Source organism: Pseudomonas sp. JQ170C (genome assembly GCF_035581345.1).
Lineage (GTDB): Bacteria > Pseudomonadota > Gammaproteobacteria > Pseudomonadales > Pseudomonadaceae > Aquipseudomonas.
The window spans coordinates 972,088-994,135 of record NZ_CP141608.1; the positions used below are offsets into that span (position 1 = coordinate 972,088).

The 22,048-nt window shown below is 53.5% G+C and carries 23 protein-coding genes; 10 read left to right on the plus strand and 13 right to left on the minus strand.

Annotated features, from left to right (window positions below; genetic code table 11):
* Window positions 1-9 precede the first annotated feature (9 nt).
* The 3 genes from U9R80_RS04355 (at window position 10) to U9R80_RS04365 (ending at window position 1,448) form a co-directional block, all read left to right on the plus strand.
* Window positions 10-447, plus strand: a complete 438-nt coding sequence (locus U9R80_RS04355; protein ID WP_191832367.1) for a YqaA family protein — start codon at window positions 10-12, stop codon at window positions 445-447.
* The gene (locus U9R80_RS04360) at window positions 447-1,187 is read left to right on the plus strand and encodes a TraX family protein (RefSeq protein ID WP_191832366.1); all 741 of its coding nucleotides are present in this window, start codon (window positions 447-449) and stop codon (window positions 1,185-1,187) included. The genes U9R80_RS04355 and U9R80_RS04360 overlap by 1 nt, the downstream gene beginning before the upstream one ends.
* 129 nt (window positions 1,188-1,316) lie before the next feature.
* Window positions 1,317-1,448 carry a YHYH domain-containing protein gene (locus tag U9R80_RS04365; RefSeq protein WP_191832365.1) on the plus strand — a complete coding sequence of 44 codons (132 nt, stop codon included), beginning with the start codon at window positions 1,317-1,319 and terminating at the stop codon, window positions 1,446-1,448.
* 44 nt (window positions 1,449-1,492) lie between these two features.
* On the opposite strand, the gene chrA is transcribed toward U9R80_RS04365, so the two are convergent.
* The 6 genes from chrA to U9R80_RS04395 all read right to left on the minus strand — a co-directional run bounded on the left by chrA (window position 1,493) and on the right by U9R80_RS04395 (window position 5,929).
* Window positions 1,493-2,887: a chromate efflux transporter gene (gene chrA / locus U9R80_RS04370; protein ID WP_191832364.1), complete on the minus strand. Its 1,395-nt coding sequence runs from the start codon at window positions 2,885-2,887 to the stop codon at window positions 1,493-1,495.
* A gap of 154 nt (window positions 2,888-3,041) precedes the next feature.
* Complete coding sequence (locus U9R80_RS04375) at window positions 3,042-3,503, minus strand: methyltransferase family protein (protein ID WP_038614588.1); 462 nt, start codon at window positions 3,501-3,503, stop codon at window positions 3,042-3,044.
* Window positions 3,504-3,507: 4 nt separating this feature from the next.
* Entirely contained in the window at window positions 3,508-4,176 is a 669-nt protein-coding gene (locus tag U9R80_RS04380; RefSeq protein WP_038614587.1) for a DsbA family protein, read from the minus strand.
* Window positions 4,173-4,607: a disulfide bond formation protein B gene (locus tag U9R80_RS04385; RefSeq protein WP_038614586.1), complete on the minus strand. Its 435-nt coding sequence runs from the start codon at window positions 4,605-4,607 to the stop codon at window positions 4,173-4,175. The genes U9R80_RS04380 and U9R80_RS04385 overlap by 4 nt, the downstream gene beginning before the upstream one ends.
* A gap of 9 nt (window positions 4,608-4,616) precedes the next feature.
* On the minus strand, window positions 4,617-5,051 hold the full coding sequence (locus U9R80_RS04390) for a copper chaperone PCu(A)C (protein WP_301840757.1): 435 nt from the start codon (window positions 5,049-5,051) through the stop codon (window positions 4,617-4,619).
* A gap of 23 nt (window positions 5,052-5,074) precedes the next feature.
* Window positions 5,075-5,929 (minus strand): cation transporter, encoded by an 855-nt coding sequence (locus U9R80_RS04395; RefSeq protein ID WP_442964934.1) that lies wholly within the window; start codon window positions 5,927-5,929, stop codon window positions 5,075-5,077.
* Window positions 5,930-5,960: 31 nt separating this feature from the next.
* Here U9R80_RS04395 and U9R80_RS04400 point away from each other — a divergent pair, with 31 nt between their 5' ends.
* Window positions 5,961-6,404: a MerR family transcriptional regulator gene (locus U9R80_RS04400; RefSeq protein ID WP_191832362.1), complete on the plus strand. Its 444-nt coding sequence runs from the start codon at window positions 5,961-5,963 to the stop codon at window positions 6,402-6,404.
* A gap of 4 nt (window positions 6,405-6,408) precedes the next feature.
* Here U9R80_RS04400 and U9R80_RS04405 read toward each other — a convergent pair whose 3' ends face one another.
* From U9R80_RS04405 to U9R80_RS04415, 3 genes are all read right to left on the minus strand, one after another.
* Window positions 6,409-6,588, minus strand: coding sequence for an ATP-binding protein (locus U9R80_RS04405; protein ID WP_301840754.1), 180 nt, complete (start codon window positions 6,586-6,588; stop codon window positions 6,409-6,411).
* Between the two features lie 545 nt (window positions 6,589-7,133).
* Window positions 7,134-7,808, minus strand: coding sequence for a heavy metal response regulator transcription factor (locus U9R80_RS04410; RefSeq protein WP_038614581.1), 675 nt, complete (start codon window positions 7,806-7,808; stop codon window positions 7,134-7,136).
* A 505-nt stretch (window positions 7,809-8,313) separates the two neighbouring features.
* Complete coding sequence (locus U9R80_RS04415; protein WP_038614579.1) at window positions 8,314-9,657, minus strand: OprD family porin; 1,344 nt, start codon at window positions 9,655-9,657, stop codon at window positions 8,314-8,316.
* A 399-nt stretch (window positions 9,658-10,056) separates the two neighbouring features.
* On the opposite strand from U9R80_RS04415, the gene U9R80_RS04420 reads away from it, so the two are divergent.
* The 6 genes from U9R80_RS04420 to U9R80_RS04445 all read left to right on the plus strand — a co-directional run bounded on the left by U9R80_RS04420 (window position 10,057) and on the right by U9R80_RS04445 (window position 17,923).
* Window positions 10,057-11,337: a TolC family protein gene (locus U9R80_RS04420; protein WP_191832361.1), complete on the plus strand. Its 1,281-nt coding sequence runs from the start codon at window positions 10,057-10,059 to the stop codon at window positions 11,335-11,337.
* 218 nt (window positions 11,338-11,555) lie between these two features.
* Window positions 11,556-13,145 (plus strand): efflux RND transporter periplasmic adaptor subunit, encoded by a 1,590-nt coding sequence (locus U9R80_RS04425; protein ID WP_038614578.1) that lies wholly within the window; start codon window positions 11,556-11,558, stop codon window positions 13,143-13,145.
* Window positions 13,146-13,159: 14 nt separating this feature from the next.
* Window positions 13,160-13,501, plus strand: a complete 342-nt coding sequence (locus tag U9R80_RS04430; protein ID WP_038614576.1) for a P-II family nitrogen regulator — start codon at window positions 13,160-13,162, stop codon at window positions 13,499-13,501.
* Window positions 13,502-13,512: 11 nt separating this feature from the next.
* Window positions 13,513-16,635, plus strand: coding sequence for an efflux RND transporter permease subunit (locus U9R80_RS04435; RefSeq protein ID WP_301840751.1), 3,123 nt, complete (start codon window positions 13,513-13,515; stop codon window positions 16,633-16,635).
* A gap of 237 nt (window positions 16,636-16,872) precedes the next feature.
* Window positions 16,873-17,196 carry a DUF2790 domain-containing protein gene (locus U9R80_RS04440; protein WP_038614574.1) on the plus strand — a complete coding sequence of 108 codons (324 nt, stop codon included), beginning with the start codon at window positions 16,873-16,875 and terminating at the stop codon, window positions 17,194-17,196.
* 538 nt (window positions 17,197-17,734) lie between these two features.
* Entirely contained in the window at window positions 17,735-17,923 is a 189-nt protein-coding gene (locus tag U9R80_RS04445) for a hypothetical protein (protein WP_324804806.1), read from the plus strand.
* Window positions 17,924-17,942: 19 nt separating this feature from the next.
* On the opposite strand, the gene U9R80_RS04450 is transcribed toward U9R80_RS04445, so the two are convergent.
* The 4 genes from U9R80_RS04450 to U9R80_RS04465 all read right to left on the minus strand — a co-directional run bounded on the left by U9R80_RS04450 (window position 17,943) and on the right by U9R80_RS04465 (window position 22,011).
* A complete protein-coding gene (locus U9R80_RS04450; protein WP_191832358.1) occupies window positions 17,943-18,158 on the minus strand; it encodes a hypothetical protein in 216 nt (71 codons plus the stop codon).
* A 598-nt stretch (window positions 18,159-18,756) separates the two neighbouring features.
* Entirely contained in the window at window positions 18,757-20,175 is a 1,419-nt protein-coding gene (locus tag U9R80_RS04455) for a heavy metal sensor histidine kinase (protein ID WP_191832357.1), read from the minus strand.
* A complete protein-coding gene (locus U9R80_RS04460) occupies window positions 20,172-20,846 on the minus strand; it encodes a heavy metal response regulator transcription factor (protein ID WP_191832356.1) in 675 nt (224 codons plus the stop codon). Before U9R80_RS04460 ends, U9R80_RS04455 begins: the two co-directional genes overlap by 4 nt.
* A gap of 910 nt (window positions 20,847-21,756) precedes the next feature.
* Window positions 21,757-22,011 (minus strand): YebG family protein, encoded by a 255-nt coding sequence (locus U9R80_RS04465; protein WP_191832355.1) that lies wholly within the window; start codon window positions 22,009-22,011, stop codon window positions 21,757-21,759.
* Window positions 22,012-22,048: the final 37 nt, after the last annotated feature.

Consider the following 22,048-nt stretch of genomic DNA (forward strand, 5'->3'; position numbering starts at 1 on the left):
GCCTGCTCAGTGTTCGAACTGACCAGCTACATCGGCCTATTTCTGGCGGCACTCGGTGCCGCCACCTTGCTGCCCATGCAGTCAGAGGCAGTACTCGCCGGCATGCTGGTCTCCGAGAAATATTTGCCCCTTACTCTGCTACTGGTGGCCACAACCGGCAACGTTTTGGGCTCGTTGGTTAACTGGGTGCTTGGGCGCAGCATCGAGCACTTCCGGCACAAACGTTGGTTTCCGGTTAGTGAGAGCAAGCTCGAAAAAGCCCAGCAGTCCTATCAACGCTACGGCCACTGGTCCTTGCTACTCAGCTGGGCTCCGATCATTGGCGATCCTCTAACCCTGGTCGCGGGCATTATGCGTGAGCCCCTGTGGCGCTTCTTTTTGATCGTCACCCTGGCCAAGGGGGGACGTTATCTACTGCTCACAGTGCTCGTCCTGGGAGGCTCGTGATGAGCGCGTATGAGCTAACAGCACCGGTCATCAAGAATCGCAATGCCGGCCAGGACCTGATCAAGTGGTTAGCCATGATCACAATGTTCATCGATCACCTGCGCTTGGTGTGGCCCGAAATGGGCGACCTGTTTATCGTTGGACGGCTCGCCTTTCCGCTGTTTTGCGTAGCGATTGCCGCCAATGTGGCGCGTACGGGCCCCGGCGAGCTACTGACAGCCGCCAATGGTCGATACCTCATCTTGATGATCCTGTTCGCGATCATTTCCGAGGTTCCCTATCGCTACATCAGCACTTCTGGACTATTCAATGTCTTGGTGACTCTGACACTGGGGCTGCTGGTCACGTGGGGGATTCATCATCGCACGTGGTTGGCTGGGGCCCTTGCAATCACCGCAGGGGCGCTTGCCTATCTGCTCAACGATACGCTGATGTACGGGTTCTATGGCGTCCTTGTACCAGCGACAGTGCTTATTGCGATCAAGCGGCCAGGCATACTGTGGTTACTGCCTGCACTCCTGTGCGTATTGATCAATACTCGCAGCAGCATCGTCGCCCGGGCTCTGGATCTAAACACTCCGTCGATCCTAGCCTTGGGCACTGCCTGCGCCGCTCCGCTTCTAGGCTTGTGGCTCCTGCGCCAGAGCCTGCATTTCAATGTACAACCGGTACGTCAGTGGGGGTATTGGTTCTATCCAGGCCACTTGGTCGCATTGCTAGCTCTCCGCTTGTGTCTGTGAGGCATAGAATGCCTTTCATCGGCTTACCCACAACTGAACCCGCAAGCTCTTGTTTGATGAAGGCAAATAGCCATACTCTGTGCGTGGTGGAAGATTCCGCCTATAAAAACTACGCATGGAGTTAGCCTGATGAAAGTTGTTTCTCTCGTTATTGCTGCTGTCCTTTCGTTCTCTTCGGTTGCTGCGTTTGCGCACAGTGGTGGTACCGATTCCAAGGGTTGCCACACCAACCACAAAACTGGCGGCTACCACTGTCACTAAGCGGCAAAGCCCAGCGGTTGCTGGGCCATTCCCAATGGTGGTCATCAGGACCACAGTTGAAAGAATGCTCCCCAATGTCCATTGCGCACCACGTACACCAGCAAACCGACTATACCGCAGCTGAGTAGTACCTGAATGACACCGCGCTTGAAGTGAAACAGTGCAATGGCAGCGGCTATCGCAATTACCAGCGACGGCCAGTCCAGACCTGCTCCAAATCCATTGGGCCAGAGTACGTGGTAACCGAAAAACATCGCCAGGTTCAGGATCACTCCGACCACGGCAGCTGTGATGCCGATGAGTGGCGCAGTGAATTTCAGTTCGTTATGGGTCGACTCGACCAAGGGCCCACCGACCAGAATGAACAGGAAGGAAGGCAGAAAAGTGAACCAGGTCACCAAGCTCGCCGCTACGGCACCGGCTAGGAACGTCTGCTCAGGACCAAAAACCTGCTGGACATAAGCGCCGACGAAGCCAACGAACGCCACGACCATGATCAACGGACCAGGTGTGGTTTCACCTAAGGCCAGGCCATCGATCATTTGGGTCGGGGTCAGCCAGCCGTAGTGCCCCACAGCGCCTTGATAGACATAGGGCAGCACCGCATACGCACCACCGAACGTCAGTAACGCTGCCTTGGTAAAGAACCAGCTCATTTGGGTGAACGTCCCGTTCCAGCCAAACATCGCGGTCAGGAGGCCCATGGGTAACAACCACAGCAGGACGCCTACCAGTATCAGCAGCATTAGCCGAGACCAGCGAAACCGGGCGTGTGCAGGCGTTGGGGTGTCATCATCGATCAGAGCCGTGCCATAGGATTTCTTCGCGGTACCGTGGCCACCAGTGCGAAATTTTTCTGGGGCAAGGCGGCCGCCCAGATAACCCAGCAGTGCCGCGACCAGGACAATGACGGGGAAAGGAACATTCAAGGCGAAAATCGCGACGAACGAAGCGGCAGAAATGGCCCACAGCCATCCGTTTTTGAGTGCTCTTGAACCGATTCTATGAGCGGCATGGACCACGATGGCGGTGACTGCAGGCTTGATGCCATAGAACAGTCCAGCCACGATGGGAACGTCACCGAAGGCAATATAGACCCATGACAGCACAATTAGAATGAACAGCGAAGGGAGCACAAACAGCCCACCCGCAATCACCCCACCCCAAGTGCGATGCATCAGCCAGCCGATATAGGTCGCCAACTGCTGTGCCTCTGGCCCAGGAAGCAGCATGCAGTAATTCAATGCATGGAGAAAACGCCGTTCTGATATCCAACGCCGACGTTCTACCAGCTCCTGGTGCATGATCGAGATCTGACCCGCAGGCCCGCCGAAGCTGATAAAGCCGAGCTTCAGCCAGAACCACAGTGCTTGTGCCAAGCTAACAGGCGCTGGTCGCACCAAGTCAGGCGCATCCACCGGTAGGGTGTCCTTAGTCATCGGTGTTGCCCTCCGATGGGCGCTCGAGCGAGCAGCTGGCGAAAGTACATGCTCATGAAACGATTGTCTCGTGATGTTCGGACTTTGGTGTTTTGGTGGTACTCGCGAAGCAGCTTGCGATCATTAGCTTTTTATAGGGGCGCAAAACTGAACTTCAAATCCAGCGGCGAACACGAGCGCAATACTTATCCAGATCGTCACCAAACAACCGACGCAAGGCACGTTCTTCCGGCAGGATCTGAAAACGATTGATGTACAGGACGAACGCCGCAACTCCCAGCAAAGCGAAGGGTGAAGCAAGAAACACCGCCCACGCCGCCAAGGCCAATGCAAAGCCCAGGTACATGGGGTTTCGAGTCACGCGATAGATACCTGAAGTAACCAGGGCTGAAGCCGATGCTGGTTTCAACGGATTGACCGTTGTTTTGGCCTGATGGAAGCAAATTACGCCTGCCAAACAAACACCGGCGCCAATCACTGATAACACAAGGGAGCCGACAAGGCGCCAACTCAGAGGCGCCTCTACGGCCGGCCATTGCGCTGCACTGAGCCACATCAACAAAGCGCAAATCGCCGCTACCAAGGGGGGCGGGACACGGTTCTCGAACCAGTGCATGACATTACTCCTTGGTTTTGGCGACCTCATCACGGACCAATTGACGCAGTGCCTGCGGGCTGAACTCGTTCAGGCTTTGACCATTTACGAAGAACGTCGGAGTGCCCTGTACGGCTAAGGCTTTAACATCCTGCATGTCGACTTTAAGCGCCGCATCAACCCCCGCAGACCGCATGTCTGAACGGGCTTTATCCAGATCGAGACCGACCTCTTGCGCAGCCTCCCACGCCTTGGCTACTTGAGGATCATCATGCCAACCTGGTTGGGCCTCCAAAACCGCCTCCAGCACTTGCTGGTAGAGATTCTGCTTTCGCGATGCCTCGAGCAGACGGGCAACCTCTTCTGAACCTTGGTGTAAAAGCGTATAGCGCAAGACCAGACGAACATCGTCAGGATGCTCCGCGAGAATCTTTTTGACGTAGGGATAGAAAGCCCGGCACGCCTCACAAGAAGGATCAAAGAATTCGACAATGGTGACCGGGGCGTTTGCCTTACCGAACGCAGGTGAATGGAAGCGCACCAGATTGGCCGTAGCCCTGACAGGCGGTTCGGCAGGGGGCATCGTTGAAGTTTGAGCTGGTGGGGTCGGTGTTGGTTGATACAACATGACAGCCGCACCAAAGGCAGCCAGCACCAGAATGCTGATGGTCAGGACCAGGGTACGACGATTCATGTGGTAGAGCTCCGACGGATGATAAGCAGCAGGACAGAAATGGACATAAAGGCAGCTAGTGCTAACAGAGGCAGCGGAACAACGCCAAACAGCGTCATGCCAGCGTCAGTGCAGGATGGACCGGTCGCAGTACAGGGCACAATTGGCTGCGGAAGCAGGCCTGCATAGAGCAGGCTGTGCCCCAGCGCAACCAACCCACCACCGATCGCGAGTGGTAACGCATAGCGCCAGACCGCAAAATCTGAGCGATAGCAAGCAATAGCCAAAATGATCGCAAGCGGGAACATAAAGGCTCGCTGGAACCAGCACAGCACACAAGGCTCCTGGCCCATCACCTCTCCAACAAATAGCACCGCTAGTGTGGAAGCTAGCGCGAGCAGCCAGGCCAGCAGTAACAACATCCAAGAGCTGGGGGTAACGCCGTGGTTCATATGCGTTCCTCAGTTAGCGCCTGGAGGCACTGCAGTAAAGGTCACCGGGAGCGTCTGACCATCAGCAAATTGAAGCGTTATCGCAATCTGATCACCGAGGGCCAGCGGCTTCTGGCGCTGCATCAGCATCAAGTGATAACCACCGGGAGCAAAGGCCAAGGTGCCTGACGCAGGTACCTGTACCTGATCAATATGCTGCATTCTGGCCATGCCATTTTCCTGGATACTTCGATGAATCATGACTTGGCCGAACAGGTCGCTTTGCGCACCATTCAGCGCAACCGGCTCAGCACCGGTGTTCGTCAACGTAAAGTAACCGGCGGCCGGTAAGTCACCGGGTAGCAGCCGAAGCTGCGCGTTCTGTACTTGCACTTGGGCCATTGCAGCATTTGCTGTTAGCAGCAATAGCACAGCAGCCAGCTGTCGTCCGATCCGTTGCATCATGACTATCCTTGTGTTGAAGCCAGTTAGTTGGAGTGTTTGGGCCCACAGCACGACTTGACCTCAGTCGGCTCTGCCGGGGATTGTCCGGGCTCACAGAGGCTTACCAGCATAGGCTTTGACCCTTCGCGCGTTGAGACCGCATTGGATACCGGGGCGCAGCAGGAAGCAGCAGGTTTAGTAGACTCCACTGCGCAACATTCAGCAGGTTCAGCGACCACCTCCGGCTGCGGATTGAGCTTCCACTCATGCCAGGCTTCGCGAAGGACCTGTCCAGCGGAATGCAGGAACAGTGCAGCAATCGCCAGACCCACCGCGATATCAGGCCACAGGCTGCCAGTTAGAGCCACCAAACCAGCCGCGATAATCACACTGGTATTGGCAATCAGGTCGTTACGTGAACACAGCCAGGTCGAGCGCATGTTCAAGTCATCACTGCGGTGGCTAAACAGCAGATAGAAGCAGATGCCATTGGCAGCCAATGCGATAAACCCGACCACCCCCATCCAATCCGCTTCAGGCACTTCTTGCATGATCAACTTGCGAGCAGCGTCGGCGACCACCACAAGCCCGAAGAGCAGCATAAAGCCGCCTTTGAACAAGGCCGCCCCGGCGCGCGCTCGGACGCTTCGGTGCAGTACAAACAGCGTCACCGCGTAAACCGAGGCGTCCCCAAACATGTCCAGCGAGTCGCCCAGCAATGCGGTAGAGCTCGCAATCAAACCGGCGGCAAACTCCACCACGAACATCACCGCATTGATGGCCAGAACGATGTAGAGAATGCGGCTTTGTCGGGCGCGCAACTGCGCTAGTTCGCCGGCTTTGTTTTCGCAGCAGCTGTCCATTTTCCCATCCTCACGCATGACCGATTGCGATAGCATGAAGGTTCTAGCAACTATAAGGTCAAGCACCATGACTGTACCGAACTACACCGTAGGTCAGTTGGCCAAGGCCACAGACACCAAGGCCGTGACCATCCGTTATTACGAGCAGCAGGGGTTGCTACCTTCAGCCACCAGAACTCCCGCGGGCTACCGCCTCTACACGGAAATCGAGCGCGATCGCCTGCTGTTTATTCGACGCAGCCGTGGGCTGGGTTTCAGCCTTGATGATGTACGCGAACTGCTCGGCCTGGCGGATCGGAAGGAACACTCCTGCGCAGCAGTCGATGCCAAAGTCGAACTACAGCTTGCTCAAGTGAGAGAGCGCATCCGTGATCTACAAGGCCTGGAAAGCGAGCTGACACGGTTGATCGCGTGCTGCCAAGGCGGCGTGATTGAAGAGTGCCGGATTATCGAATCCCTATCGAATCGATCTGCTGTGCGTCCGGAGTCGACTGACACGGTTTCACGGTAAGAGATCAGCTCGCGACTTTGAAACAGAGACAAACACTGGTCCCCGCCTGCTCTTGGCTACTGAGACTGACTTCCCCGCCAAAGCGCTCCATGATCTGCTTGACCATGATCAAACCGATACCCAACCCACCCAGTTTGGTGGTGTAGAAGGATTTGAACGCCATCATCTCTTGCTGGCGGGTCATGCCTTTACCGGTATCGTTGATCGAGAGTGGAGCTTTAGCCCATCGGCAGACAGTGTGGTACTGATATCTAGCCGGCCACCCTCCGGCATCGCTTCAATGGCGTTGGCAATCACACTTTGATTCATTTTTGCAATACGTGTGGTGTCCGTGTCTCAACTGCTTTCCCTGACATGGGTAGAAATAATATAAGATCAGTGGTGAGGCATATTGTTTCATCTGTGAGGGCTGAGAATCCCTGCCTCGAAAAAGAACGTTCACTTGAAGGTTCTAGCTTGCAGAAGATGATCAATCGTATCGCTGAAGCGCTATGACAGCTCATCTAGTTATAGCGATATATCAGCTGGTGTGTTATTAAATTTTGAAAGTGGGTGTCCGAAAAATACCCACAAATATAGAATTTTTGAAGATGCTGTTGGTGAAGTTGTAGGCGAAATTAAGCTTTGAATAGAGCATTATAAGCTGCGAGATTTCTCACGCTAAATAAATCCCGCTTTGACGGGGTTTTTAGTGTGCTAAGGGTGGCGTATGGTTTGTGGTGTAAGTTTTCAACGTTTATCTAGCACGTATCCTACACCTCTCAGTGTATGGATGAGCTTGGTTTCAAAGGGGTCATCTATTTTGGCTCGGAGTCTGCGAATTGAGACCTCCACTACATTCGTGTCGCAGTCGAAGTTCATGTCCCATACCTGCGAGATTATTTGTGTGCGACTTAAGACCACGCCGGAGTTGCGCATCAGGTAATGCAGCAGAGCAAACTCTTTCGTAGTTAAATCAATACGTTGGCCGTCTCGGAAGGCTCTATGGCGGCTCTGGTCCAGCTCCAGATCTGCTACTTGAATGATCTCAACCGAGGCAGGATGATCCGCTCTACGCATCAAGGCTCGTACGCGGGCTAAGAGCTCCGGAAACTCAAACGGCTTGACCAAGTAGTCATCCGCACCATTTTCCAATCCTCTGACTTTATCTGCAAGGCGACTTCTTGCGGTCAGCATCATAATGCGCGAAGGGCAGTTTTTTCGCCGTAGCAGCTCGAGCACTTGCCAACCATCCATCTCTGGCAAGTTAATATCGAGGATGATAAGTTCGTATTCATGCTGCTTGGCTAGGAAGAGGCCATCAGGGCCGTTGTGCACGAAATCTACAACATAACCACTTTCCGTAAGCCCTTGTCGCACGTACTCCGCTGTTTTTACCTCGTCCTCAATTACCAGAATTCGCATGGGGTTTTGTCTCGATATCGCTGAGCAATTAAATAGCGCCTGTGCGCCGGTAGTATTTAGTAAAATAGTAAATCAATTTTTGGCACTCAGGGTCTAAATAACGCATTTGTAATTTATTGGTAATATGGCTGATAGCCTGGCGATATATTGTGTCGCAGCTTGGCTTGGAGGTGATATCAGCCGCTATTATGGTTCGCAGCATGACAGTATGAAGTATTTTTTATTTCTGGTTTTTGTGTTGGGTGCGTTGAGGTCTGATTACAAAGAGACCTCACTCGATGAGGAGGCGGAACATTGGTGCAGCCACGAGTTGCATCGTCATGTGATGGTGAAAGTTGGACGGCTTCTCGAATTTTAACCACGAAAAAAAAGGCGCCCAGAGGGCGCCAAATATTCACCTCTAACCAAAGGAGCAATTAAGCTTCTTAAGGTGAATTAGTGGAACGAGTGGTGCTCAACGGCCTAATAGAATTAGTGCTCAGGGATCACTGATCCTATGAGGTATTTACAGAATAGAGAGTGGGTATTCGACGATCAGGCGGACCTCATCTAGGTCCGATTCAAATGCCGTGGCGCGAGTGTTAGCCTGGCGTACCCGGAAAGAAAGGTCTTTGGCGGTCCCAGTCTGCACTACGTACTTGACTTCGATGTCACGTTCCCATCGCTTCTGGTCGGTAAGTGGATTGCCGTTATCATCGGTCCGCATGTAAAACTGGTTAGCGTTGGAGTAGTCGGCGTCAGTGCCCTTGCCATAGCGAGTCATGAACGAAAGACCAGGGATACCGTAGCTGGTCATGTTCAGGTCGTAGCGTAGCATCCACGAGCGCTCATTCGGCGAGTTGAAGTCGCTGTACTGGATTGAGTTATCGAGGAAGATGGAGTCAGACTGGCGCAGATAGTCGAAGTCATCGTCGCCGTTGTTGCGCTGATGAGAAAGAGCCAGCGTATGGCCGCCGAAGCGAACGCCGACCTTAGCGCTCCAGATGCTGTTGTCGAAATCGCCCAGCAACTGTTTGCCTTCATCGAGCGCACGGTAGTAGTTCAGGCCACCAATCAGCGCGACGTCGTCATTGAGGGGGTAGCTGAAGCTGGAACCAGCATAATACTGGTTCCAGACGTCCTTCAGGCGGCTGGCATAGAGGCTCACGCTGATATTCTCGTTGACGTCATAGTCAGCACCGCCGTAGCCAACCCAAGGTGAGTCAACTGGGCCACCATAGAAGGTCGCAAACTTATCGCGCATATCGCTAGAGACTGGCTGGCTCATCGAATGCAGACGACCGGCCTGGATGGTGAGGCCCTCAAAGCTAGTGTTCTCGGCAGTAACGCCGCGGAAGCTTTCCGGCAGCAGGCGTGAATCGCCGAAAGCAACCACCGGAGTGAGAGGGAACACGTCCCCGACTTTCACCACGGTGTCCAAGAATCGAACTTTAGCGGCGCCACCCAGCTTGGTGTATTCATCGCGCGCTTCGCCCTCGCTGTTGACCGGGAGTACGTCAAAGGAGCTGCGGCCGCCATTTCGGCCGTCACCGGTGTCAAGCTTGAGGCCGATCATTGCGAAGGCGTCTATACCAAAACCAACGGTGCCTTGGGTAAAGCCCGAATTAAAATTGGTGATGATTGCATGAGCCCATGCTTCGGAGTAGCCGTTCGTGTTGCCCTTGCCACTGTTGTAAGTGGGGGCGGAGCTGTCACGGTTATCACGATTGAAATAGAAGTTTCGGTTCAAAACGGTGAGGCTGCTGCCCTCAATAAAACCTTCTGCTTTTTCCTCTGCCTGGGCTGTAACTGCATAACTGCCGGCGAGCGCAGAACATGCGGCCAGGTAAAGCGACAATTTACTTCTCATTCAATGCTCCTTCGATTGCGGCAGCTTTTATTATGATTGTCCGACTCGGGTGTTTAGGTGATTGTTCTGACCCGGCGGCGCGCGTAGCGAAGCGCCTTGCGCAATACTTACAGGCGGAAGATAACGGGAGGGTGATAAGATAATTACAATTTTGTCATGTTGTTGTTATTCACTGTATAGGGCGCTCGCGCTGCCATGTACAGCCCTTCCTTAAACCCCATTGGATACGCAGTTTCTACAAGGTTTACGGGCAAAGCTTCGATTGATTACGAAATTGTAATTTTCCAGCCACCCCTCTGATAGCTATCGCTGATTAGAGTGCCATCACCTAATCCAGTGGGGCTTGGCAGCTATTTCTGCATTCTCGCCAAGCTTTATCGAAGTTTGCGCACGAGGATCATGAAAGTGCCCCGGTACGATAGAAATGTCTTGTTAAAGACCTCACAGTCTCCTTGGAGGCTACTTGCGCTCTGTGCGCTAATTACGGGCCTGATTACACCTGCAGCACTCGCTGGGCAAAGCATTAACCTCTCCCAAGCACTTTCCACTGCGATGGATTCCAACCCTGATATGGCCGCTGCACGGCAGGAAATTGGCATTGCCGACGGGGCTCGTAAGCAGGCTGGTCTCATCCCTAACCCGGAGATTTCATACGAGGTTGAAGACACCCAGCGAGACACCAGTACCACCTCCGTATCGATTGCCCAACCCTTGGAACTTGGTGGAAAACGGGCCGCCAGAATCGAAGTTGCTACGCTCGGCCAGGGGATCGCACAGATGGAGCTGGAGCGTCGTGTGAACGGTCTACGAGCCGATGTTGTGCAAGCGTTCTACGCAGCCCTGCGAGCCCAGACGGGGCTCGACCTGGCCAAGCAGTCTCTTGACTTGACCGAGCGCGGACTGCGTATCGTGGATGGCCGCGTGCGGGCGGGTAAATCCTCACCGGTAGAGGCTACACGAGCTCAAGTGCAGTTAGCCGAGGCCAGGCTGCAGGTGCGTCGTGCCGAAACGGAGAAATCTACGGCATATCAGCAGTTGGCTCAGATCACTGGCAGCGCAGTTACGGTCTTCGACCGCCTTGAGTCACCCACCTTGTCTCCGGGCACACCGCCACGGCCAGCGGAGTTGTTGGCCAGGTTGGATCAAACCCCTGAGATGCGTCAGGCCGTGGCGAAAATCGACCAGAATGACGCTTCGCTCGGCTCGGAGAAGGCCCAGCGTATTCCGAATCTGACAGTTAGCATTGGTAGCCAGTACGACCGTTCAGAACGGGAAAGAGTCAATTTAGTTGGATTATCGATGCCACTTCCGCTGTTCGACCGTAACCAGGGCAACATCCTTTCTGCTGCTCGCCGGGCTGATCAGGCCCGTGATCAACGTAATGCTGTGGAGTTGAGGTTGCGTAGCGAAACTCAAACTGCTTTGAACCAGTGGGCTACCGCCATGCAGGAAGTTGAGTCCTATGACCAGACCATCCTGCCCTCTGCCCAACAAGCTGTGGATACCGCCACTCGCGGATTCGAGATGGGCAAATTCGGTTTCATCGAGGTACTGGATGCCCAGCGCACCTTGATCGTTTCTCGTGGCCAGTACCTCGACTCGTTGGCTGCGGCAACCAATGCGCGTGCTCAGGTGGAACGGGTTTACGGCTACGTCGGTTCGGATGCCGGCGTTCGTTGAGCCTGCCAGACATTTTCTTCGTCATGCGGCAATCATTGAGTCGGGCACCAATGAAGCGCGCCGCGAGATTAGCAGGGCTGTGTGCGAAGGCTGAGCACACTCGGGCATACGGCATGACGCCTCGCCTGGTTACAGAACAACTTCATGTTTATCGAGTGTGTTTTGTCACCTTCGGGACATGAGTCAAGTTCAATATTTTTGATAATTTGGAGTTACCAATGGCATCAACAACTCCCCGAAAGCAGCGGCTGATGATTGCGGCCGTTGTCGTAATCGGTTTGGCCGCGGCGGGTCTAATTCTAAGTGGAAACCCGGGTCAGTCCGGGGAAAAAGGCCATGGTCATGGTGAAAGTCATGAGGAAGCGTCGGCTCACTCAGATCCCGAGCACCACGGCGAAGCTTCGGCGGAGGTGCATGAAGATGCCGACGAACATGCAGATGAAGAGCATCATGAGATCGAAGAGGCCACCAAGGGCGAGCATGGTGGCAAGCTTTTCACTGAGGGTAATTACGCGCTTGAAGTGACGATTTTTGAGGAAGGCGTAGAGCCTCAGTTCCGGCTCTATACCTACCTGGACGGAAAGCTTCTAGACCCAGCTGCCAGTACTGCGCAAGTGACTTTGTCGCGTCTTGGGCAGGCTCCACAACTCATCAGCTTCAGCAAAGAGAATGATTATCTTCGTGGCGATGCCGTTGTCGTAGAGCCTCATTCTTTCCAGGTTTCCATCAGCGCCAAGCACAAAGGCAAAAGTTACTCGTTCGGTTACGAGCAGGTTGAGGCCCGCGTGACCATGACGGATGTGCAGCTTGAGCAGGGTGGCGTCACGCTCGCCACTGCTGGTCCCGCGAAAATTGCTTCCACGCTGCAGGTGCTCGGTGAGGTTCGCTATAACGGCGACCGTACGGTTCAGGTGACCCCGCAACTTGCCGGTCGGGTCGATTCGGTGGCAGTTAGTGCTGGCGATACGGTCCGCAAGGGCCAGGTGCTGGCCAAGATATCCAGCCAAGCGCTTGCCGAACTGCGTGGCGAGCTGCTTGCTGCACAGCAGCGTTCGGCGCTTGCCCGCACGACCTACTCGCGTGAAAAGCAATTGTGGGAAGAGAAAATTTCTGCCGAACAGGACTTCCTACAGGCGCAGGTTGCCATGCAGGAAGCCGCTATCGCGGTGCAGCGCGTCCAGCAACAAATCGCCTCGCTGGGCGGTACTCCAGCCAAAGGCCAGAACCTCACCGAGTTCGAGATTCGCTCTCCTATTGATGGCGTGATAACCAGCAAAAGCATATCGGTTGGTGAAGTTCTCAAAGAGGACTCTGCGGTCTTTACCGTTTCGGATTTGTCGACTGTGTGGGTGGATTCAACCATCGCGGCAAAGGACCTGGGCGTAATCGCCGAAGGGCAAAAAGTTGTAGTGAGCTCCAGTGCATTCGTAGCCAAGGCGGAGGGTACCATTTCGTATGTCAGCGCTCTGGTTGGGGCACAAACCCGCTCCGCAACGGCTCGCATCGTTCTTGCTAATCCAGATCGGGTATGGCGTCCCGGTTTGCCGGTGACCGTCGAGGTGGTTGCTGCGGAGAGCGATGTTCCCGTTGCTGTGGCGGTCGAGGCGATCCAGACCGTTCGAGACTGGCAGGTGGTATTCGGCCGCTTCGATAACCAGTTGGAGGCTCGGCCTGTTGAACTTGGCAAGTCCGACGGACGCTTCGTAGAAGTTATCTCGGGTCTGAAGGTGGGTGATCGTTACGCACTGAAGAACAGTTTTCTGATCAAAGCTGAGCTAGGCAAAGCCGGCGCGAGCCATGACCACTAATTCGGAGTTGAGCTATGAAACAAGTTACTGCCATTTTTCGCCCGGTTCGGCTTGAGGCCGTCGAGCAAGCGTTGCACGCATTGCCGCATCTGCCTGGGTTTACCATCCTGCCTGCTTATGGTCACCCGCGTGGCCATGGTAAAGATCACAGTTACATCGCAGACGAGTGGAACCCCGACGCCCATCAGCATCTCGTGCTGCTAGCGTTTTGTTCCGACGATGTTGCCGATGAGATCGTCAAGGCCATAGAGAAGGCTGCCCACACAGGTGTACCCGGTGACGGAATCGTCGCCGTATCCCCTTTGACTGACGCATTGCGCATCCGTACTGGAGAGCGCGGTGATGCTGCGCTTTAGGGGAAATTTACATGTACGAACGATTAATTCGCTTCGCAATCGATCAGCGCTGGCTGGTTTTGCTGGCTATTCTCGGCATGGCAGCGTTGGGTGTTTACAGCTACCAGAAATTGCCGATTGATGCGGTTCCCGATATCACCAACGTGCAGGTGCAGATCAATACCGAGGCCAAGGGATATTCGCCGCTGGAGACCGAACAACGTGTGACTTTCCCGATTGAGACGGTCATGGCGGGGCTCCCCAACCTGCAGGAGACGCGCTCCATCTCGCGCTATGGGCTTTCGCAGGTCACTGTCATCTTTGAAGACGGTACGGACATCTACTTCGCTCGTCAGTTGGTGAATGAGCGGATACAAGAAGCCCGTGGCAATCTTCCCAGGGATCTATCACCGAGCATGGGACCCATTGCCTCTGGCCTGGGTGAGATCTACATGTGGACCGTTGAGGCGCAAGAAGGCGCGAAAAAAGCGGATGGCAGCGCCTACACGCCGATGGATCTGCGTGAGATTCAGGACTGGATCGTCAAGCCGCAGCTACGAACTGTCAAAGGTGTTACTGAGATCAACACCATTGGCGGCTATGCCAAGGAGTTCCAAGTTTCACCCAAGCCGGAGCTCTTGGTCGCCCATGGCGTCAGCCTGCAGGACATTGTAGTTGCGTTGGAAAGCAACAATGCCAACGTCGGTGCGGGCTACATCGAACGCAGCGGCGAGCAGTACCTGATCCGAGCTCCAGGGCAAGTTGGCAATATTGCAGACATCGCCAACATAATCATCAAGAACACCGATGGCGTTCCTGTCCGTATCGGTGATGTGGCTGAGGTGGGCCTGGGTAAGGAGCTGCGTACCGGTGCCGCAACTGAAAACGGTCAGGAGGTGGTACTCGGCACGGCGTTCATGTTGATTGGTGAGAACAGTCGCTATGTATCGCAGGCTGTCGACCAGCGCCTGAGCGAGATCAATCGCAACCTGCCGAAAGGGGTCATGGCGAAGACGGTCTATGACCGCACCGTATTGGTTGACAAAGCCATTAGTACGGTGAAGAAGAACCTGATCGAAGGCGCCCTGCTGGTTATAGCGATCCTGTTCCTGTTCCTAGGCAACATCCGTGCCGCCCTGATCACCGCAATGGTGATCCCGCTGTCGATGCTGTTCACCTTCACGGGCATGGTCAGCAACAAGGTCAGCGCGAACCTGATGAGTCTCGGTGCGCTCGACTTCGGTATCATCATCGATGGTGCCGTGGTGATCGTTGAGAACTGCGTGCGGCGACTGGCCCACGCCCAAGCCGCCGCGGGTCGAGCACTGACCCGTAACGAGCGTTTCCATGAGGTGTTCGCTGCCTCGAAGGAAGCGCGTCGTCCGCTGCTGTTCGGTCAACTGATCATCATGGTGGTGTACCTCCCGATCTTTGCGTTGACTGGTGTGGAAGGCAAAATGTTCCACCCGATGGCGTTTACCGTGGTGACTGCACTGTTGGGGGCTATGATCCTCTCGGTGACGTTCGTCCCGGCGGCTGTTGCGCTGTTCCTCAATGGCAACGTCAGCGAGAAAGAAAACCGCTTGATGATTTGGGTCAAGCAAGGCTACGCGCCGTTGCTGGATTGGGTCATGGTAAGCAAGCCGCTGGTGTTGACCATTGCAGCAGTCATCATGGTGCTTTCAGGCTTGGTTGCTTCGCGGATGGGTAGTGAGTTCGTGCCGAGTCTTGATGAAGGCGATATCGCGCTGCATGCTCTTCGCATTCCAGGCACCAGCCTCTCGCAAGCGATTGACATGCAGGTGCAGCTTGAACAAAGGGTCAAATCCTTTGCCGAGGTTGATACGGTGTTCGCCAAGCTGGGAACTGCTGAAATCGCGACCGATCCAATGCCACCGAACGTGGCGGACAACTTTGTCATGCTCAAACCGCGCGAGCTGTGGCCGGATCCTGATCGCAGCAAAGCCGATCTGGTTGCGGCGATGCAGGAAGCGGTCGAACAGGTTTCCGGCAACAACTACGAATTTACCCAGCCCATCCAGATGCGTTTCAATGAACTGATCTCCGGCGTGCGCAGTGACGTCGCGGTGAAAGTGTTTGGCGACGACATGGACGTGATGAACGAGACCGCCGAGCAAATCGCTGAGGTGCTGGAGGGTATTCCGGGTGCAGCCGATGTGAAGGTTGAGCAGACCACTGGCCTACCGATGCTCAGCATACAAATCGACCGTGAGAAAGCCGCGCGATTTGGTTTGAATGTATCGGAGATTCAGGACGCCATTTCCACCGCCATCGGTGGGCGCGAAGCTGGAGCGCTGTTTGAAGGTGACCGGCGCTTCGATATCCAGGTTCGCCTGGCCGATGAGTGGCGCAATGACGTCGACAAAATCCAGCAGTTGCCTATTCGCCTAGCCAATGGCGATGTTTTAGACGGTCCAGGGTTTGTGCGTTTGGCTGATGTGGCGAGTGTGGTTTTCGCACCAGGTCCGAACCAAATCAGCCGTGAAAGTGGCAAGCGCCGCGTGGTGGTTACCGCGAACGTTCGCGGCCGTGATATCGGCTCTTTTGTCGCCGAGGCTGAGAGCAAAATCGCTGAGGCGGTGAGTGTCCCTGCAGGCTATTGGACTACTTGGGGTGGCACCTTCGAGCAGCTTCAGTCAGCGGCCAAGCGCCTGCAGATTGTCGTGCCAGTATCGCTGTTGCTTGTGTTCACGCTGCTGTTCATGATGTTCGGCAATGTCAAAGATGGCCTGCTGGTATTCACCGGCGTGCCCTTCGCACTGACAGGCGGGATAATGGCGTTGTGGATGCGTGATATTCCGCTCTCGATCTCTGCAGGGGTGGGCTTCATTGCGTTGTCGGGTGTGGCGGTACTCAACGGCCTGGTCATGATTTCCTTCATTCGTAGTTTGCGTGAGAACGGCGTGGGGCTGGATGAGGCCATTCGCGAAGGCGCGTTGACTCGTCTGAGACCTGTACTGATGACTGCCTTGGTGGCGTCTCTGGGCTTTATTCCGATGGCTACTGCCATTGGCACGGGTGCGGAAGTTCAGCGGCCTCTGGCGACGGTGGTGATTGGTGGAATCCTGTCCTCAACGGCGCTGACGCTGTTGGTTCTGCCATTGCTCTACCGCTTGGCCCATCGCACGCGTTAAGTTCACAGCGCTATTTTTGTGTAAGTAAAAAAACTGCTCTTGAGCGCAATGCTGTTTACTTAAAGTCACAAATTGACGATTCGCACTGAATAGCCCACAACACTTGTTGTGGGCTTTTTCTACTTGATTAGAACTAAGTGAATGGCATTACCTTTCAAAATTGTAAGTTTTTTGTCATGTCGGTGATGCCAACGTATTGCTAAGGTACTCTCGAGATGGTTAATTTAAGAGAGTATTATGAAAAAGCTTATTGTTACTGCGGCGCTGGTTATCTTCTCGGTGACTGCGCAAGCCAATACTTATTCCGAGAAACGTCAGCTGCAGTTCATTCAGGAGCATCAGAAGGCCGTAGCTGCCTACGCCGAGAAAAATGGTAAACCAATGCCGGATATTCAAGACTACAAATACGGTATGAAGATCGACGTGGCTAAGTTTGTACGGCAGTCTCAAGACCCTCGAAACTGCTCAGTCTACCCAAGGCTCATGACCTTCGAAGACTCCATGGGTACACTAAAGACTTTTCGATACTCAATGTTTGCTACCTGTATCAATAATAAGTAGGTTATCTTTGATTGCAAAAAATACGAACTCAAAAATGCCAGGCAGTGCCTGGCATTTTTTATTTGAAATCGATTTTAACGATGCGGGTCACGCTTTCTTGAGTTCTTTTGCAGCGCGTTGACCTGGATGGATAGGCCGAAGCTAATCAGTTCAGGATTTGGAACTGTGTAGGGCGTTTTCGTTCACCCTGCAGAAGTAAAGAGTTATGGGGAATCGGTCTGATGGCCCGGAAACCGTATGGTACCATTTCGATTCAGCTTGGTTTGTCCCTACTATTCGCGGCGGAGAGCAGTGCTGTGGCGTTACCCAACATTGGGGTGGAGCATCATCTTTGTGGGAATTATCGAAGCTTGCCTCAGAACCAGTTTGACGCTGTACAGGCTTGGCTGGATGTTGAATCAACCAGCACCAGCCATCTGTCTAGGACGTCACTCGTACTCGTCGGAGTTCTACCGCAACGATAAGTCCGAGAATATCAAGGATTCTACAAGGTGGCCGTATGATGGCATATTTTAACGGGCCCAGACTGCACGCTGGTGTGAGCTACAGCAAAATCACTGAAGTCAACGTCATTCAGCTGCTGTTGTGTAAACGGCATAACGTTAAGTTTGAGACGGGCGGTTTTGCTGGAGAGGCCAAGGCTGAGCCAGCTAGAAAAGATAAACCAAAATTAGAATTAAAAAGCCAGGCAACTACCTGGCTTTTTGTTCGTCAATATTGTCATTAGGAGTCCGGCTCCATTCCGATTAGTTGTCGGACTTTTCCTGGCGTTTTTCGGGCTCTTTCTGTTGCTGTGCATCTTGCCCATTCTTTTTTTCCGACTGATCGCCCCAGAGACGGGCCTGTTCTGCTCGGAAGTCTTCGGTGAAGCTTTTCGCTCGTTCGAAGCCTCCTTCAGCATAAGCAGTGCCCATGAGACCAAGAAGCAAGCTACCAACAGCGATAAATTTTACAAATCTCATGATGAGCCTCTGAACATACTAGTAGGCTGGCCAGCGTGGCTGCCTTTGTTGCTTAGCAGTTTAGGAACGAGAAGCTAACGCCATGATGAGTCAATAATTACAATTCCGTCATGTTCCGGAGCGGTGCACAGTCTTTAGCCCTTAAATTCATGGGCGTGGTGTCTATCTCAGCGTTGTCGGGGCGGTGACAGAAGCGCACTCTTTTGCTTTTCTCGTTGTTGATGAGGTAATTAAACCGATGATTTTCGAACTGTTCACTGCTTATCAGCGACCAACCAGTAGTTTTTGCAGATCTGAAACGTATGCCTGCTTATGCTAAAAGGTATGTGTTGACCGTACCGACTGAATTCTTAATTTTGGCGCTGATATGTGTTTGCCCGACCATGTATTTGGCCTATAGCTTGGATGCCGTAAGCGCTCAGGAGAAAGTTAACGTATATTATTTTGTGCACTTATGGAGAGATTTTCGCGTCTCTATGGATCCGCAAATCATGGAGCGTTAAGGGTCTTTGCTGAATGAGAGAGACCCGCCTATCGACAGACCCTCTCTTCTACAAGGTGTATCGCTGAGTTAAATTCTAAATTGAGCCGTTTGTACTTAAGTGACCCCGCTGGCGTGATGTCTCGCATGTTCTTCTGGAAAGCTCAGATGGAACCATGTGAAATTCTCATCGACAACTTCTACATCAGCCACGCCGTGGTGCAGGCACATGATTGATTGGACAATGGCTAAGCCTAGCCCTGTGCCGCCTTCGCTCCTTGCGCGGCTTTTGTCTACTCGATAAAAGCGTTCGAACAAATGTGGCAGATGTTCTTTGGGGATTCCACGGCCAGGATTGCCTACGCTCAGTGTAACGCCGCTCGGTCCTCTATGGACTCTGACAAAGACTGTCCTTCCGCTTGGGCAGTATCTGATCGCGTTGGAAAGAAGGTTCGAGACTGCACGCTGAATCATCAGCCTGTTCCCTTGCACTACGTCCGCGCAGCCAGAGATCTGCAGCTGGACTTCACTTTCCTCAGCCGTGATGCTGAAAAGGTCGCACACCCGCTGAACTTCGTCCACCAACACAATGGCCTCGAAATCGACCAAGGAAGCCGGATGGCTGACCTGGGCTAGGAAGAGCATGTCGGAAACCATACGGCTCATACGGTCCAGTTCCTCAGTGCAGGATTCGAGCACGTCACGGTATTCCTCAGGTGATCTATCCCTAGTCAGCGCTACCTGGGCCTTGCCCATCAGGTTAGAAAGGGGGGCCCGGAGCTCGTGTGCGAGATCGTCAGAAAACTGCGAGAGCTGCTGCACGCCATCATCCAAGCGAGCGAGCATGATGTTGATCCCATCAGCTAGCTCCTTCAGTTCTGCCGGCATGCCATTGGTTGGGAGTCGATGCTCAAGACTCTCGGTGGAGATCTTTGATGCGACTTTCAAGAACTTAGTCAGTGGCAATAAGCCGCGGCGGACGGTCCACCAGCCGATGACGAGGATTAGCGCAAGGAGGAGGGGGGATACCATTAGAGCCCAGGTCAACAACGCCTTTAGCAGAGCCTTGTTGGAGGTCTGGTCCATGGTCATGTAGACGCTTACCTCTCTGCCATTTCCTAATTGCATGATGCGCGACGTGCTCAGCATCGGTCTGTCCAGCGAGTCGCGCCACTCATATTCTTCCATCTGTACAGTGGCGCGGAACTGGTGTACCTCTTGGTTGACCTGCTTGGACCCAATCGTGAGTAGCGGGGTCTGACTCTGTGCCGGCTGGAAAATGCTCACGTACAGGTTGTTATGGCCCATGACCAGGTCGACAAGCTGATGTGCGTCTGCGGTAACGCCGGAAATGTCCGTAATGCTGGACAGATTGTGAGCCATCCCGCTCATTTTGACGACGAGATCACTTCGTGCCGTCCTTTCAAGAGCTTGGCCCACCATCAGGTAGCCGAAGGTGGCAAACATCAGCAACAAAGTCGCGCTCATCAACCCAACTTTAAGTCCCAGCTTTACGGCCAGGCTGAATGGCCTCATGCACGCTCCTCAAAAATGTACCCAACGCCTCGCAGCGTATGAATGAGTTTGGTTTCAAATGGATCATCGATCTTCGAGCGCAGGCGCCTGATAGCGACATCAATGACGTTGGTGTCGCAATCGAAACTTATGTCCCAGACCAGCGAGATGATTTGTGAGCGTGTCAGTGCTTCGCCTGTACGGCTCATCAGCAAGCGCAACAAGGCAAACTCCTTCGTGGTGAGGTCAATCCGTGTTCCCCCCCGGAACACCCGATGACGTTCAGAGTCCAGCTCCAGGTCGCCGATTTTGAGTGTGCTCTTTTCTACGAGCTCATCGCCGCGTCGCTGCAGCGATCGAATACGGGCGAGCAGCTCTGGAAACTCGAACGGCTTAACGAGGTAATCATCTGCCCCGCCGTCTAGGCCCTTGAGTTTGTCATTGATACGGCCGCGAGCGGTCAGCATGATGATGCGAACACGGCTCGTATGTCTGATCGTTTGGAGAAGATCCCAGCCATCAATGCCAGGTAGGTTCACATCCAAAAGAACTAGCGAGTAGGTGTTGTGACTAAATAAGTGTAGGGCGTCAACACCATTATGCGCTATATCAACGACATACCCGCTTTCGGAGAGGCCCTGCTGAAGATATTCAGCAGTCTTTATTTCGTCTTCCACAACTAGCACGCGCATAATTGATCTCAAGATGTGAGGGGTGAGAAGTTTGCCTAGTGCACTAATAACATCGCTGTAGGTTGCAAAGGTAGGTCGGAGTAGTGCATAGCACTCAGTATGTCTCTAATATTAAGCATACCTCATGGTCACTTTATGGCGTGTGAATTTTAACGTGAAGTAAAGGGCTTTGGCGAAATCCTACAAATTTGTAATATGGTTGCAAGCTTTCTGACATCTATGTTGGCTTACCCACCTGAGCATAGCGGGTTCTATGGTATCCCGCGGTTGATGATGGTCACGGCTGACAGGCAGATTAGGCCGGGAAACGCTGCATTTGTAGCAAAAAATTGAATGTGCCGAGGGTGTCGGTGGCAGTAAACTTAGGGTGTGGTTCGCGTTGAAAATGACCTAAGACTCTGTTAATGAATATTTTATTATAGGGCGGTTGCAGGCGTTGGTGCGATTGCATATGTTCTATGCATATTTGAAGGTGCTATTGCTTGTCTACATTGTAATTACCTTGCCATTCTTATTTTAGTCTTCTTTGCCAGGCTATCCGAAGTATCAGAGGTAGTGCTTTTTGGGAAGTGTCTAATTTCAGAGTGGCATGATGATGGCAATGAGAGCCCGAGCCTTAGTGGAGGCTGAACTAGAGTAGCTGGTCACTGGCGTCGCAGGTCTCGTGCAGTCGGTTGCTCGCGGCCATCGGATTTTCACTATCGCAGCAGTAGATGATCTTTACGAAATAAAGGTTTGCTAGGTTGTCGTCGCTGGTGCGGTAGCATGATGACAATTCCGGCTGATATTACGGGCATTGAACAGTTGCTCCTAAACGAGCCTCGGGAGTCCGCAGCGTGCTGACACTCATCCTCCCGCGCTCGAACCGGCGTCTGCCGGCAGGGCAGGGGTTACGACGGCGGTAGTTTTATTATTTTGTAGTGTTTAGTTCGTCAAGAGCCGAAATGTTATTTTTAAATGCGACGGCAAATATAGCTCGATTCTTAGCCATGAAGATGCTCGCTTCCTCAGCAATGTCCTCAGAGATACCAGGAACATTTTTTAATAGAAGCTGGGTCAGTGATTCACTAAGCTCAAGCATTTGGTCATGGGCGTCAGCAAGCTTCCTGTCCAAAAAAGTAGTCTCCAAATCACGTGTGCTACGGTAGAGAGTTTCTACAGCCATGTCTGGCCCTCATGTGGTGTAGGTTTAGCTGAGCAAG